Genomic DNA, 13,639 nt, shown 5'->3' on the forward strand with positions numbered 1-13,639 from the left:
CTTGTCATGAGAATGTCACTTCGCCGCAATCGAGACGTGCGCAGAGCGTTCGTCGGCTGTCGCACAGCAGACGTGATCCCGGCACCGGAGATCGAATTTTTCATTTCGATCAATGACTTAATTGCGAGAGAGCGCGAGCGCGGGACGATCCGGCGTCAAGGCCCGGCGAGCCGTCACATGCCAGCCATGCAAAAAGGGCGGCCTTGCGGCCGCCCCTCTGTGAATTCTTGGCTATACTTGATCTGGTCCAGCGCCTTTCGAGCCCTATCGCCCTCGTCAGCCTGGCGATTCTGCAGGCCCGTCGCCGACGCCGCGGGCCTACTTCATGGTCGGGATGGAGAACTCCGCGCCGTCCTTGATGCCCGACGGCCAGCGGGAGGTGACGGTCTTGGTCCGCGTGTAGAAGCGGAAGGCGTCGGAGCCGTGCTGGTTGAGGTCGCCGAAGCCGGAAGCCTTCCAGCCGCCGAAGGTGTAATAGGCGAGCGGCACCGGGATCGGGACGTTGATGCCCACCATGCCGATGTTGATGCGGCTGGCGAAGTCGCGCGCCGCGTCGCCGTCCCGGGTGAAGATCGCGACGCCGTTGCCGTATTCGTGGCTCATCGGCAGGTCGATGGCGGCCTCGTAATCCGCAGCCCGGGCGACCGAGAGGACGGGACCGAAGATCTCGGTCTTGTAGATGTCCATGTCCTTGGTGACGTGGTCGAACAGGCAGGCGCCGACGAAAAAGCCGTCCTCGTAGCCCTGCATCTTGAACTGGCGGCCGTCGACGACGAGCTTGGCGCCTTCCTCGACGCCGCGATCGACGAGGCCGAGGACGCGCTTCTGCGCCTCGCGCGTCACCAGCGGGCCGAAGTCCACGTCGTTGCCGGCGGTCCACGGACCGATCTTCAGCGCCTCGACCTTGGGGACGAGCTTCTCGATCAGCCGCTCCGCCGTCTCCTCGCCGACGGGGACGGCGACCGAGACCGCCATGCAGCGCTCGCCCGCCGCGCCATAGCCGGCGCCGATCAGCGCGTCGACGGCCTTGTCCATGTCGGCGTCCGGCATAATGATCATGTGGTTCTTGGCGCCGCCGAAGCACTGGACGCGCTTGCCGTTCGAGCAGCCGCGGCCGTAGATGTACTGGGCGATCGCCGTCGAGCCGACGAAGCCGATGGCCTGGATGTCCGGATCGTCGAGGATCGCGTCGACCGCGCCCTTGTCGCCATTGACGACGTTGAGGATGCCGGCCGGCGCGCCGGCTTCCAGCATGAGCTCGGCGAGCATCATCGGCACCGACGGGTCGCGCTCGGACGGCTTCAGGATGAAGGCGTTGCCGGCGGCGATGGCCGGGCAGAACTTCCACATCGGGATCATCGCCGGAAAGTTGAACGGCGTGATGCCGGCGACGACGCCCAAGGGTTGGCGGATCGAATAGATGTCGATGCCGGGGCCGGCGCCTTCGGAGAACTCGCCCTTCATCATCTGCGGCGCCGCGATGCAGAACTCGGCGACCTCGAGGCCGCGCTGCACGTCGCCCTTGGCGTCCGGAAAGGTCTTGCCGTGTTCCTTCGACAGGGCTTCGGCGAGCTTGTCCATGTCGCGGTTGAGGAGTTCGACGAACTTCATCATCACGCGGGCGCGGCGCTGCGGGTTGGTGGCGCCCCAGGCCGGCTGCGCCGCCTTGGCATTCTCCACCGCCGCCCGCAGCTCGCTTTCGTTGGCGAGGGCGACGGTGCCCTGCACCTCGCCGGTCGCCGGATTGAAGATCTCGGCGCTGCGACCGCTGGCGCCCGCGACGTGCTTGCCGCCGATGAAATGACCGATCTCGTACATGGATGGACCTCCCCTGTTGATTGACTGGCCCTGTTGTGGACTGTCGTCAGTTTCGCGCACAATGGTTCCGGCATAAAGCCCGCGGCACGCCCATTCGTTGTGCGGATTTTATCGTGCTTCGCGAATCTGCCGGGTCTGATCGCCATGAACTGGGACGACGTCCGCATCTTTCTATCCGTCGCCCGGGCTGGCCAGATCCTCGCCGCCGCGCGCCGGCTCGATCTCAACCATGCGACGGTCGGGCGCCGCCTGACGGCCCTCGAGGAGGCGATCGGCACGAAGCTGTTCGATCGCTCCCCGGGCGGCTGCGAGCTGACGGAGGCGGGGCGGGTGTTCCGCAGCCATGCGGAGGCGATGGAGGCGGCGATGATCTCCGGCCGCGCCGAGGTCGGCGGCAGCGACGTCGATCTGTCCGGCACGGTGCGGATCGGCGCGCCGGATGGCTTCGGCACCGTCTTCCTGGCGCCGCGCCTGTGGCGGCTCATCGAGCGACATGCCGGGCTGACGGTGCAATTGGTCCCCGTGCCGCGTACCTTCTCCCTGTCGCGGCGGGAGGCGGACATCGCCATCACCGTCGAGCGGCCCGCCGCCGGGCGGCTCGTCGCGGCAAAGCTCTGCGACTACCGCCTCGGCTTCTATGCGAGCCGCGCCTATATCGAAGCCGCCGGCAGGCCGGGCTCGCTTGCGGAGCTGCCTGAGCATCGGCTGGTCGGGGCGGTGGAGGATCTCCTGTATTCGCCGCAGCTCGCCTATCATGCGGACCGGCTCGCTGCCTGGCCGTCACGCTACGAGGTGTCGAGCGCCATCGGCCAGACCGAGGCGGTCGCCGCGGGAGCCGGCATCGGCATCCTGCACCGCTTCATCGCGGCGGGACGCTCCCACCTGGTCGAACTCCTGCCGGCCGACGCGATCACGCGAAGCTACTGGCTGGTCTATCACGAGAGCGCCCGCGATATCCGGCGGGTGACGGCGGTCGTCGAGTTCATCCGCTCGGCGGTCGAGGCCGAGCGGATGCTGTTCCTGTAGAGCGCCGTGGATCCGAACAGTCGGCAAGGCCCCGCCCTGCCGTTCGATCGACGGCTGGACCGATCAGCCGCCGAAAGCCGGCAGCTTCTCGATCTGGTCCCGCGTCATCTGCGTCCGGATGCGGCCCATCTCGAGGGACACGTCGGTGAGCATCAAAATCACCCGCTTCTCGCCGATCCCGAGAAATCCGCCGACCTCGACCGTGATCGCCTTGGCGTTGCCCTGAGCGTCGCCGAGAACGTCCTCGACCTCGCCGACCCTCTCGTCGTTCGGTCCGACGACGTCCATGTCGTCGACCTGGTCGACCATCAGGTTGAGCTGGGGAACCGGGATCTCGTCCCTGTCGATCACCGCCAGGACGCCGGCGGTCGCCGCGGGAGCGGCCTGCTGGTTCGACGTGTCGGGGCTGGTGGTCTGGCTCTGCTGCGCGACAGCCGCGCCGGCGAACAGGCAGGCGGTAAGGACGGCGGGAAGGAAAGGCTTCAACAATGGCTCCATCGGTTTCTGGAGTGGAAGGCAGGCGAGCCGATGTCGACACCGCCGGAGCGGGATCGAGGCGTCGTCTGTCATGATGGAACTGGAACCGGCGGGGGAAGCTAAAGTTCCCCGGAAACGCGCCTGCGCAGGTCGTCTCGGGCCGCCTCGCGACCTCACCGCGCGCCGACGATGCAGGCGCCTGACGCGGTCATGCGGAGGTTTCGGTCAGGGTCGTTCGATGGGGGACGGATCCACCGCGCCGAGCAGCGCCAGGATCGCCCTGTTCAAGGGCGTCGGCACCCCGTGCCGTTCGCCGGCGCGAACCACCGCACCGGTCAGATACTCGTGCTCCAGCGGCCGGCCGGACAGACGGTCGTAGAGCATGGACGAGCCGCTGCCGGGATTGGCGCCGGCGGAGATCTTCAGGATGAGACCTGCCTCGTCGTCGCCGAGCTTCGCCCCCGATGCCCGGCCGGCGGCGATCGCCTCGGCGAGCAGGCCCCGTCCGAGTTCCTGCACCGCCTCGTCCCTGAACACGTCCATGCGGCGCAGGGTCAGCGCGGTGACGGGATTGGCGACGACGTTGGCGAGCAGCTTGCGCCAGGCGGCGGTCAGAAACTCGGGCTCGATCTCGACGGCGAGAGCCGAATCCTCGAAGAACCGCGCCACCTGCCGTCCGGCCGCATCATCGGGAACGATCAGCCGGCTGCTGTAGTGATGCACGATCCGGCCCGGGCCGACTCTCTCGGCCGCGACATAGACGATCGAGGGAATGATCGTGCCGGCCAGTGCGAAGCCGGCAAGCCGCTCGGCGTGGTCGACGCCGTTCTGGGCAACGAGCACCAGGGTCTGCGGGCCGACCAGAACCTCGAGCCACGGCCGGGCGCTGGCCGTATCCTGCGCCTTGGTGGCGACGACGACGAGATCGGCCGGCCGGGCATGTGCCGGCAAGTCGCGGGGTTCAGCGACGATGGCGGCGCCGACCTCTCGCGTTTCGTCGCCATCGTCGAGTGTCAGCGTCTCGAAGGGCGTTCGCACGCACAGCGTCACGTCATGGCCGGCATCCGCCAGCATCGCCGCGAAATAGCCGCCGATCGCGCCGGCTCCGATCACCGCTGCCTTCATCATCGCACCGTGCTCCTTCGTTTGGCGAGCTTATGGGTCACGCATTGCCATGTCATCGCCGATGGCGGCGCGGTGAGCCACCCGAAAACGCCGCCGAAGCGACCGGCGGTCAGTGCCGATTGGTGACCGCGGCCTGGGAAAAGGTCGCCATGTCGCGGTGGCAGCGGGCGGCCGCCTTGACGATGCCGGCGGCGAGCGCCGCGCCGGTGCCCTCGCCGAGGCGCATGCCCAGCGCCAGCAGCGGCACCTTGCCCAACGTCTCCAGCGCCTGCATGTGGCCGCGCTCGGCCGAGACATGGCCGAACAGGCAGTGGTCGAGCGCGCGGGGATCCATCTTGTGGAGGACGGCGGCGGCCGAGGTGGCGACGAAGCCGTCGACGATCACCGGCACGTTCTGGTGCCGCGCGCCGAGGATCGCCCCGGCCATCGCCGCGATCTCGCGGCCGCCGAGCCGCCGCAGCACTTCCAGCGGATCCGACAGGTGTCCCTTGTGGAAGGCGAGCCCCTGGTCGATCACCGCCACCTTGCGGGCCATGTCCTCGCCGGAAAGCCCGGTGCCGGCGCCGGCCCAGTCGGCGCCGCTTCCGCCGAAGAGGGCGGCGTAGACCGCCGCGGCGACGGTGGTGTTGCCGATGCCCATCTCGCCGATGCACAGAAGGTCGGGCTTGTCCATCAGCACCTCCATGCCGAAGGCCATGGTCGCAGCGCAGGTCTTCTCGTCCATCGCGGCGGCCTCGGTGAAGTCGTCGGTCGGGATCTCCAGCGCGAGATCGTAGACCTTGAGGCCGAGATCGTAGGCGGCGCAGATCTGGTTGATGGCCGCGCCCCCGGCGGCGAAATTCGCCACCATCTGCGCCGTCACCTCGGGCGGATAGGCCGAGACGCCCTTCGCGGTGACGCCGTGATTGCCGGCGAAGACCGCGACCAGCGGCCGCTCGACATGGGGCACGCCCCCCTGCCAGGCAGCCAGCCACTGGGCGAGTTCCTCCAGCCGGCCGAGCGAGCCGGCGGGCTTGGTCAGGTCCTCCTCGCGGTGGCGCGCGGCATGGACGGCGGCACCGTCCGGCCCCGGCATGGTGCGGACGAGATCGCGGATGTCGTCGAAGGGAAGACCGGTGGTGGACATCGTGGGCTCCTTGGTGTTCAGCCTGTGCCGGCTGCGGTATCGCCACCCGCACGGCGAAAATGCGACGCCAGATGTATGGGGGACGGCTTGCAGACGATCACGGCGCTGACCGGCGCGACCTTCCGGGCCGCGGCCTTTCTCACCCGCCTTAGCATCTCCTGCCGGCACTTCGAGGGCCATGGGCGCATGGCGTCCGTCCAATCCCCCGAAAAACCGGCCGTCGGCAATCCGCTCACCGATGCCGGAAATGCCGTCGCACCGGCCGCCACCGCCCTTGGGGAGGAGAAGCCTCTTCCCGACGAGCCGGCCCCCTATCGCCTCGGCGACGACGCCCATGCGTTTCCGCTGGTCGGTCTGATCGCCGCGGCGCCGGCGGCGTTGCTCCTCCTCGTCCTGCCCGCCCTCGGCCTCTCGCCGCTGGCCTGCGGCATCCTCGCCCTCGCAGCCCTGGTCGCGATGACCGGGGCGCTGCACGAGGACGGGCTCGCCGACGTCGCCGATGGCCTCGGCGGCCACCATCGGCGCGAGCGGGCGCTGGACATCATGCATGACAGCCGGGTCGGCAGCTACGGTGCCATCGCGCTGGTCCTCTCGCTCGGGCTTCGCGCCGCACTGCTTGCCGAGCTTTGCGCCGCGCGCCCCCTTGCCGCTGCCCTGGCCCTCCTCGCGGCGTCGGCCGCCAGCCGCGGCGCGATGGCGGCCTTCTGGGGCCGGACGCCGCCGGCCACCGGCACCGGTCTCGCCGCCCGCGCCGGCCAGCCCGCGCGGGACAAGGCTATGGCCTCGCTCGCCATCGGCGCGGCCATGGCCGTCGGTCTTGCCCTGCCCTTCGCCAGCCTCCCGTCCGTCGCCGCGGCGATCGCCCTGCCAGCCCTTGCGCTCCTCCTCTTCCGCAGCTTCGTCATCCGGCGCATCGGCGGCCAGACCGGCGACTGCCTCGGCGCCGCCCAGCAGCTCTGCGAGATCGCGGTCCTGATCGGGCTGGCGATGGGGGCATGACCGGCTGCCGAGCCTGCATCTCCCCGATCATCCCAAAGCCGAGCAAGTCGATCACGGCGTGTCGGCCTTTGCTGTTGCGGGCAGGCCGCCGGGCCGGCGGGCTCAAGCCGAACTCGCCGCCCGTCTGTCGACCATAGAAGCGGCCCCGCTTGACGGCGACCGGCGCCGACTGTCATGCCTGCCCTGCAATCGGGGCCGCTAGTTCGCTCCCCCGCGCCCGGCCCGCCTCCCCGCAACCGGCGCCGCGCGACACGATGACTTCGCCCCAACCAACCGTTATGTCAGGTGGACAGGGTCCAGAAAGGCGCCACGCGTGGACGATCGATTTCGGCAGGACATCGAAGCCGTCGGACGGATCGCGGCGGTGCCGAAGATCCTCGATGTCGTCTGCCGCACCACCGGCATGGGATTTGCCGCCGTCGCACGGGTAACCGACGCCCACTGGGTCACGTGCCAGGCGCTGGACCATATCGGCTTCGGCCTGAAGCCCGGCGACGAGCTGAAGGTCGAGACCACGATCTGCAATGAGATCCGCAGCAGCCTGCAAGCCCTGGTGATCGGTCACGTCAGCGAGGACGCGACCTATTGCAGCCACCCGACCGCGGCGATGTACGGGATCGAGAGCTACATCTCGATCCCGATCATCCGGGCCAACGGCGATTTCTTCGGAACGCTCTGTGCGATCGATCCGCGTCCTGCCCGCCTCGACAATCTCGAGACGATGGGCATGCTCAAGCTGTTCGCCGAACTCGTGGCATCCCACCTCGACGCCGACCAGAAGCTCGCCGAAGCCGAGGCCAACCTTCTCGGCGAGAGGCGGATGGCGGAATTGCGCGAGCAGTTCATCGCCGTTCTCGGCCACGACCTGCGCAACCCGGTCGCCTCGATCGATTCCGGCATGAAGCTGTTGCTTCGCCAACCGCTCGACGAGCGATCCCATCAGGTGGTCACGCTGGTCCGGGGGAGCGTGCTGCGCATGCGCGGGCTCATCGACAATGTCCTCGATTTCGCCCGCGGCCGGCTCGGGGACGGGCTGACGCTCGACCGCTCGGAAGACGGCGGGCTGGCCACGAGCCTGATGCAGGTCGTCGACGAGATGCGGATCGCCCACCCGGACCGCGCCATCAAGGCGACGATCGCCATCCACCGGCCGGTCCTCTGCGACCGCGCCCGCCTCGGACAGCTTCTGTCGAACCTCCTCGGCAATGCGCTGACCCATGGCTCCTCCGATCAGCCGATCGAGATGCGGGCGGCGACAGAGCACGACCGCTTCGTCCTCAGCGTCGCCAATGCCGGCAATCCGATCGGCGAGGAGACGATGAAGCACCTCTTCCATCCGTTCCTGCGCGGCGAGGTCCGGGCCAGCCAGCAGGGGCTCGGCCTCGGCCTGTTCATCACCAGCGAGATCGCCAAGGCGCATGGCGGGACGATGTCGGTCGTCTCGGACGAGCAGGAGACGCGCATCACCTTCGAGATGCCGCTAGATGGCGCCCCCTCGAAGCCGGCGTCCTAGCGCCGCCCGGATCCACACCTCTCCCCAGGCGTTGCGGAACAGGAACGAGGCGGCACGAGGAGCCGCCGCGCCGTCATCAACCATGCCCGAATTCGAGTGCCCCATCTTGCATCGCCGCAACCCATCCTCCATCTACCATCCACACGGATGGTAAGGAGATGGTTTTTTGAAGCTGCAGGATATACGCCCGAAGGTTGCCGACAGCGAGAAGATCACCATCAACCTCGGCCATGTCGATCTCGGCCAGATCGATCTCCTGGTGCAGGAGGGCTTCTATGCCAACCGGACCGACTTCATCCGCACCGCCATCCGCAATCAGCTGTCGCGGCATGAGGAGGCGATGCGCAAGACCGTCGAGCGCCGCGACATCGAGCTCGGCGTCCGGCGCTACGCCCGGGCCGACCTCGAGGCTGCGAGAGCGGCCGGCCAGAGGCTCGCGATCCAGGTGCTCGGCCTCGCGGTCATCGCCGACGACGTCTCTCCCGAGCTCGCCCTCGAGACGATCGCATCGCTCGAAGTGCTCGGCGCGCTCCAGGCTCCCGCGGCCGTCAAGGCCGCACTGAAGGACCGCATCCGGTGAGCGCGGCCCTCGTCTACCTCTTTCTCTCCCCCTTCTGCGGGCGCGAGCGAGCCATCGCCGCGCCGTCGCTCCTCTTCCCCACGACTGGAACCCCATCATGAACGCCTTTCCCAACGTCGACATGCAGGAGGTCACCCGCCTCACCCGCAAGGGCAAGCTCAAGGAAGCGATGCGGCTTCTCGGCGGCGGCCTCATGGGGAGCGGCATGGCTGGAGGAAGCGAGTCGGCCAGCTCGGACGCAAAGGCGCAAGCTGCCGCCACGGATGCCGCCACGCCGGCGCGCCACAAGACCACCCTTCTCGACCTTGCAAAGCCAGGCTCGAAAGCCGGCGGCACCTGGACCCTCGGCGCGGAACCCGGTGAGGCGCGCGATGATGCGACAGCCCCCGCCGAGGCCCGCCCGGCAAATGCGCGGCATGCCGGTCCGGTGCCGGGCGCAGCCTCCGCGCCGAACCCGTGGACCCGCTTCGTCGACGGCAGCATCCTTCCCGACCTCGCAGGACTTTCCGGGCTGGGCGGGACGGCACGCGCCGTCACCGTGCCGGATGGCGCGCGCTTCGACACCCACGAACATGCCGGCCCTTCGGGCAGCCGCCGCTACAAACTCTACGTTCCCGCACGCCATGACGGCCGGCCGGCGCCGCTCGTCGTCATGCTGCATGGCTGCACCCAGTCGCCGGACGATTTTGCCGCCGGAACACGGATGAACGCGCTTGCCGAAGAGTTCGGCTTCCTCGTCGCCTATCCGGAACAGAGCAAGCGCGCCAATGCGCAGAAATGCTGGAACTGGTTCGAGGCCGGCGACCAGCGGCGCGATTCCGGCGAGCCGGCGCTGATCGCCGGGATCACCCGGGAGATCGTCGCCGCACATGGCGCCGATCCGGCGCGGGTCTTCGTTGCCGGGCTTTCGGCCGGCGGCGCGGCGGCGACGATCATGGGCCAGCGCTACCCCGAGCTCTACGCCGCCGTCGGCGTCCATTCGGGCCTTGCCTGCGGCGCCGCCCGCGACATGGGCTCGGCCTTTGCCGCGATGCGCGGCGGTGCGCCCGTCACGGCCGGCGAACGTGTCGTGCCGACCATCGTCTTCCACGGCGACCGCGACACCACCGTCGCTCCGGTCAATGGCGACCACGTCCTCGAACAGGCCCGTGCCGGCGCGTCGGCGCGAGCCGTGACGGAGCAAGGCGTCTCGACTGGCGGCGTCGGATACACCCGCACCGTCCACAGGGAGGCGGACGGGCGCGAGCGGCTGGAGAGCTGGCGCATCCATGGTGCCGGTCACGCTTGGTCCGGCGGCAGCGCCGACGGCAGCTACACGCTACCCGGCGGGCCCGACGCCAGCCGCGAGATGCTGCGTTTCTTCCTCGACCGGGATCTCTGACCAGGGCCCATGCCGGCGGGTCGTCATCGTCCTGCAACGCCCGACGTCTAGCCGCGTTGTGTCTGGCACCGTCATGGCTCGCGAGGATCCGCTTGGAGACGACCCACCTTCCCCGCGAGACCGACAACGCGGCGTTCGGCCTCGCCGGCCGCCGCTGTCACGTCGTCCTCAACGCCAAGGCCGGCAGTGCCGAGGACGGCGGCAAGGCGATCCTTGTCGCCATCGAGAGCGGTCTCGGGCGCATCGGTGCAACTTCGGTGACCATCGACGCCGACCGCTCGCGTCCCTTCGAGGAGCGCATTCGCCGCGCCATGGCGAGCGACGCCGACATCATCGTCTCGGCGGGCGGCGACGGCACCGCCACGGCGCTCGCAACCGCCATCGTCGATGCCGGAGGAGATGCCGGCGCGAATGCCGGAGCCGGCCCCGGCGCCGGACCGGGGCCTGACGGCGGCAAGATCCTGGCGGTGCTGCCCCTCGGCACCGCCAACCTCCTCGCCCGCGATCTCCAGATCCCGCTCGATCTTCAGGAGGCCATCGCCGCTTTCGCCGACATGCAGCCGCGACGGATCGACGTCGGCCGCGTGAACGGGCGGGTCTTCCTGCACAAGGTGGTGATCGGCTTCGCCCCGGCCGTCGCCGCCAAGCGGGAAGAGTTGCGCAGCAAGAGCGATCTGGCGTCGATGGCGCACTTCCTGCGCTATTTCCTCAGCCGGCTGGCCAAGCCGCCCCACCACCGCCTCTCGCTTCGGCTCGACGACGGGCCGCAGGAGGAGATCAAGGTGCGGGCGCTCGCCATCGCCAGCAACGCCTATGACGAAGGCCTCGGCCGGTTCTTCTCGCGGGCCCGGCTCGATCGCGGGCATCTGACGGTCTATGCGCTGAAGCATCTGACCCTCGCGGACGTCCTGCGGCTCTCGACCGGCATGTTGATCGGCCGCTGGCGCCAGGACGAGGCGCTGAGCGAACGCCCCGCCGGGAGCGTCGACGTCGGGGCGAGGCAGAAGCGCGTGCGGGTGATGATCGACGGGGAGGTGATGAAGCTCGCCTCCCCCCTGCGCTTCGAGATCCATCCCGGCGCCTTGCGGGTCCTCGCCCCGGTCGCGGCCGGGCAAGCGAGCCCGACGATCGAGGCGGCGGCCTGATGCGCCTCGCCCATCTGTCCGACCTGCATTTCGGCCGCCACGATGCGGAGGCCGCCGAAGCCCTCGTCGCCGACCTCAAGTCCGTCGCGCCGGACCTCGTCGTCGTCAGCGGCGACTTCACCCAGGACGGCACGAGCGCCGAGTTCCGCCAGGCCGAGGCGTTCCTGCAGGCGCTCGCCCTGCCGACCTTCTGCATTCCTGGCAACCACGACGTTCCGGCGCGCAACATCCTGCGCCGGCTCGCCGATCCCTACGGGCTCTATCGCCGCCACATCAACGACGAACTGGAGCCCTTCGTCGAGCTGGGCGGCGTCGCCATTGCCGGCCTGAAGACGTCGCGCCGCATGCGCCTCGGCCTCAACTGGGCCCATGGCTCGCTCAGCCGAGGCCAGCTCGGCGGGCTGGAGGGGCGCTTTTCGAGATGCGATCCCGCCGCCATCCGCGTCGTCGTCGCGCATCATCCGCTGATGCTGCCGGAGACCCCGTTCGAGATGAAGACCGTCAAGCGGGCCGATCTGGCGCTCCAGACCTTCGCCGACCTCGGCGTCAGGCTCGTCCTCTCCGGCCATTTCCACCTGACCTACCAGCGCAAGCACGCCCTGCCGGGAGAGGTGCGCGAGGGCCAGCCGACGACGTCGGGCGAGCGGCAGGCGGAGAAGGCGCCGGTGATCGTCGCCCAGGCCGCCAGCGCGATCTCGACGCGGCTGCGCGGCGAGCCGAACGCCTACAACGCGATCACCATCGAGAACGGGGCCATCGAGGTGAAGGTTCGGGAATGGCGGGATGGCGCATGGAGCGCCCAGGGCTGACGCGGCAGAGCGGCTCTTCCGCCGATCTCGATGCGGGGGAACCGGCACGCGCTGCCGTCCGAAGGCCGGCCCGAGGTCCCGCGCGGCGTCACCGCCGGCCCACGGCGAGCGACGGCGCGGAGCCGGGACGTCGTTGACAAAGCGTTAATTCTGTTGGGAAAAACGCGTGGATCCGGGTCGTGCGAGATTGATCCGGGTGCCATGGGCGGACAAAGGTCCGGCGACCCTCCTCATCTCACAGGATCCGTTTCATGATGTCTTCCCCGACGCGTCGCGGTGTGCTTCTCGCCGCCGTGATGCTCGCCGCAGCGCCGCTGGCCGCAGGACCGTCGCATGCCGAGGACGGCGCGATCACCGAGACGATCGCCGCTGTCGAGAAGCGCCTCGGCGCCCGGGTCGGAGCGATGATCGTCGACACCCAGTCCGGTCAGACCTGGTCGCACCGGGCGCAGGAACGGTTTCCCCTGAACAGCACGTTCAAGGCCTTCGCCTGTGCCGCGGTCCTCGCCGAGGTGGATGCCGGCAAGGCCGCGCTCGACCAGCACATCACCTTCACCGCCGACGACCTCGTCACCTACTCGCCCGTCACCGAGCAACGCGTCGAGACCGGCATGACGCTCGGCGAGATCTGCGACGCCGCCATGACGACGAGCGACAACACGGCCGGCAATCTGGTGATCGAGAGTCTCGGCGGCCCGGACGGCGTGACCCGCTTCATGCGCCAGATCGGCGATGCCGAGACGCGCCTCGACAGGACCGAGCCGACGCTCAACGAGGCGGCGCCCGGCGATCTGCGCGACACGACGACCCCGGAAGCTGCCGCGACGAGTCTGCGGGAGCTGGTCCTCGGAGATGCGCTCTCGCCCCGCTCGCGCCGGCAGCTGGAGGCCTGGCTCCTCGGCAACAAGGTCGGCGATCCGCTGCTGCGGGCCGGCCTGCCGAAGGACTGGACGATCGCCGACAGGACCGGGGCGGGCGGGCACGGCTCGCGCTCCATCGTCGCCATCGCCTGGCCGCCCGAGCGCAAACCGGTCGTCGCCGCGATCTATCTGACCGGGACGGAGGCTTCCATGGAGGCGCGCAGCGCCGCAATCGCGGAGATCGGCACGGCCATCGCCCGGTCGCTGCCGCGCTGAGGCCCGGCGGCCGTTCGCTCTCGTCTCATGCGTCGTCTTCCCCCTGGCGGATCAAGCCGCGGACGCCGACGCAAGGATCACGGGCGGCTGCGACTGCCGAGCGAACGCCGCCTCGAGCCATTGCGCCCCGCCCCGACGAGTGCCAGACGAGCGCGATGACCGCTTTCGTCTATATCGCAGCCGCGCTCGCCGAAATCGCCGGATGCTTCGGCTTCTGGGCCTGGCTGCGGCTCGGCAGGTCGGTGCTCTGGCTGGCGCCGGCGATCGCCTCGCTGTGCCTGTTCGCCTATCTGCTGACGCTCGTCGAGGCCGAACAGGCCGGGCGCGCCTTCGCCGCCTATGGCGGCGTCTACATCGTCGCCTCGCTCGCCTGGCTTTGGCTCGTCGAAGGCGCCCGTCCCGATCGCTGGGACGTTGCCGGTGGCGCGATCTGCCTCGTCGGTGCCGCCGTCATCCTGTGGGGCCCGCGAACCGGCTGAACCGTCGAGGCATGGCGTGCGGCGA

General features: G+C 69.4%; 13 protein-coding genes. 9 read left to right on the forward strand and 4 right to left on the reverse strand.

Annotated features, from left to right (window positions below; genetic code table 11):
- Positions 1-318 precede the first annotated feature (318 nt).
- Entirely contained in the window at positions 319-1,818 is a 1,500-nt protein-coding gene (locus tag ATO4_RS13975) for a CoA-acylating methylmalonate-semialdehyde dehydrogenase (RefSeq protein ID WP_083592148.1), read from the reverse strand.
- A gap of 144 nt (positions 1,819-1,962) precedes the next feature.
- Between ATO4_RS13975 and ATO4_RS13980 the strand changes: the two genes are divergently transcribed.
- On the forward strand, positions 1,963-2,844 hold the full coding sequence (locus ATO4_RS13980) for a LysR family transcriptional regulator (RefSeq protein WP_083592149.1): 882 nt from the start codon (positions 1,963-1,965) through the stop codon (positions 2,842-2,844).
- 63 nt (positions 2,845-2,907) lie between these two features.
- Here ATO4_RS13980 and ATO4_RS13985 read toward each other — a convergent pair whose 3' ends face one another.
- From ATO4_RS13985 to cobT, 3 genes are all read right to left on the reverse strand, one after another.
- Positions 2,908-3,330, reverse strand: coding sequence for a PRC-barrel domain-containing protein (locus tag ATO4_RS13985; protein ID WP_176222990.1), 423 nt, complete (start codon positions 3,328-3,330; stop codon positions 2,908-2,910).
- 216 nt (positions 3,331-3,546) lie between these two features.
- Positions 3,547-4,449, reverse strand: coding sequence for a 2-dehydropantoate 2-reductase (locus ATO4_RS13990; RefSeq protein ID WP_083592151.1), 903 nt, complete (start codon positions 4,447-4,449; stop codon positions 3,547-3,549).
- Between the two features lie 106 nt (positions 4,450-4,555).
- Positions 4,556-5,572 carry a nicotinate-nucleotide--dimethylbenzimidazole phosphoribosyltransferase gene (gene cobT / locus ATO4_RS13995; RefSeq protein ID WP_083592152.1) on the reverse strand — a complete coding sequence of 339 codons (1,017 nt, stop codon included), beginning with the start codon at positions 5,570-5,572 and terminating at the stop codon, positions 4,556-4,558.
- Positions 5,573-5,659: 87 nt separating this feature from the next.
- Here cobT and ATO4_RS14000 point away from each other — a divergent pair, with 87 nt between their 5' ends.
- The 8 genes from ATO4_RS14000 to ATO4_RS14035 all read left to right on the forward strand — a co-directional run bounded on the left by ATO4_RS14000 (position 5,660) and on the right by ATO4_RS14035 (position 13,614).
- Positions 5,660-6,571, forward strand: coding sequence for an adenosylcobinamide-GDP ribazoletransferase (locus ATO4_RS14000; protein ID WP_245308749.1), 912 nt, complete (start codon positions 5,660-5,662; stop codon positions 6,569-6,571).
- 313 nt (positions 6,572-6,884) lie between these two features.
- The gene (locus ATO4_RS14005) at positions 6,885-8,084 is read left to right on the forward strand and encodes a GAF domain-containing sensor histidine kinase (RefSeq protein WP_083592153.1); all 1,200 of its coding nucleotides are present in this window, start codon (positions 6,885-6,887) and stop codon (positions 8,082-8,084) included.
- 166 nt (positions 8,085-8,250) lie between these two features.
- The gene (locus ATO4_RS14010) at positions 8,251-8,664 is read left to right on the forward strand and encodes a CopG family transcriptional regulator (RefSeq protein ID WP_083592154.1); all 414 of its coding nucleotides are present in this window, start codon (positions 8,251-8,253) and stop codon (positions 8,662-8,664) included.
- A 97-nt stretch (positions 8,665-8,761) separates the two neighbouring features.
- Complete coding sequence (locus ATO4_RS14015; RefSeq protein ID WP_083592155.1) at positions 8,762-10,045, forward strand: PHB depolymerase family esterase; 1,284 nt, start codon at positions 8,762-8,764, stop codon at positions 10,043-10,045.
- Positions 10,046-10,137: 92 nt separating this feature from the next.
- Positions 10,138-11,190, forward strand: coding sequence for a diacylglycerol kinase family protein (locus ATO4_RS14020; protein WP_083592156.1), 1,053 nt, complete (start codon positions 10,138-10,140; stop codon positions 11,188-11,190).
- Entirely contained in the window at positions 11,190-11,999 is an 810-nt protein-coding gene (locus tag ATO4_RS14025; protein ID WP_083592157.1) for a metallophosphoesterase, read from the forward strand. The genes ATO4_RS14020 and ATO4_RS14025 overlap by 1 nt, the downstream gene beginning before the upstream one ends.
- Positions 12,000-12,250: 251 nt before the next feature.
- Entirely contained in the window at positions 12,251-13,135 is an 885-nt protein-coding gene (bla, locus tag ATO4_RS14030) for a class A beta-lactamase (RefSeq protein ID WP_083592158.1), read from the forward strand.
- A gap of 155 nt (positions 13,136-13,290) precedes the next feature.
- On the forward strand, positions 13,291-13,614 hold the full coding sequence (locus ATO4_RS14035) for a YnfA family protein (protein ID WP_083592159.1): 324 nt from the start codon (positions 13,291-13,293) through the stop codon (positions 13,612-13,614).
- The last annotated feature ends 25 nt before the right edge of the window (positions 13,615-13,639 follow it).

This window comes from Aurantimonas sp. 22II-16-19i, from assembly GCF_002088275.1.
Classification (GTDB): domain Bacteria; phylum Pseudomonadota; class Alphaproteobacteria; order Rhizobiales; family Rhizobiaceae; genus Jiella.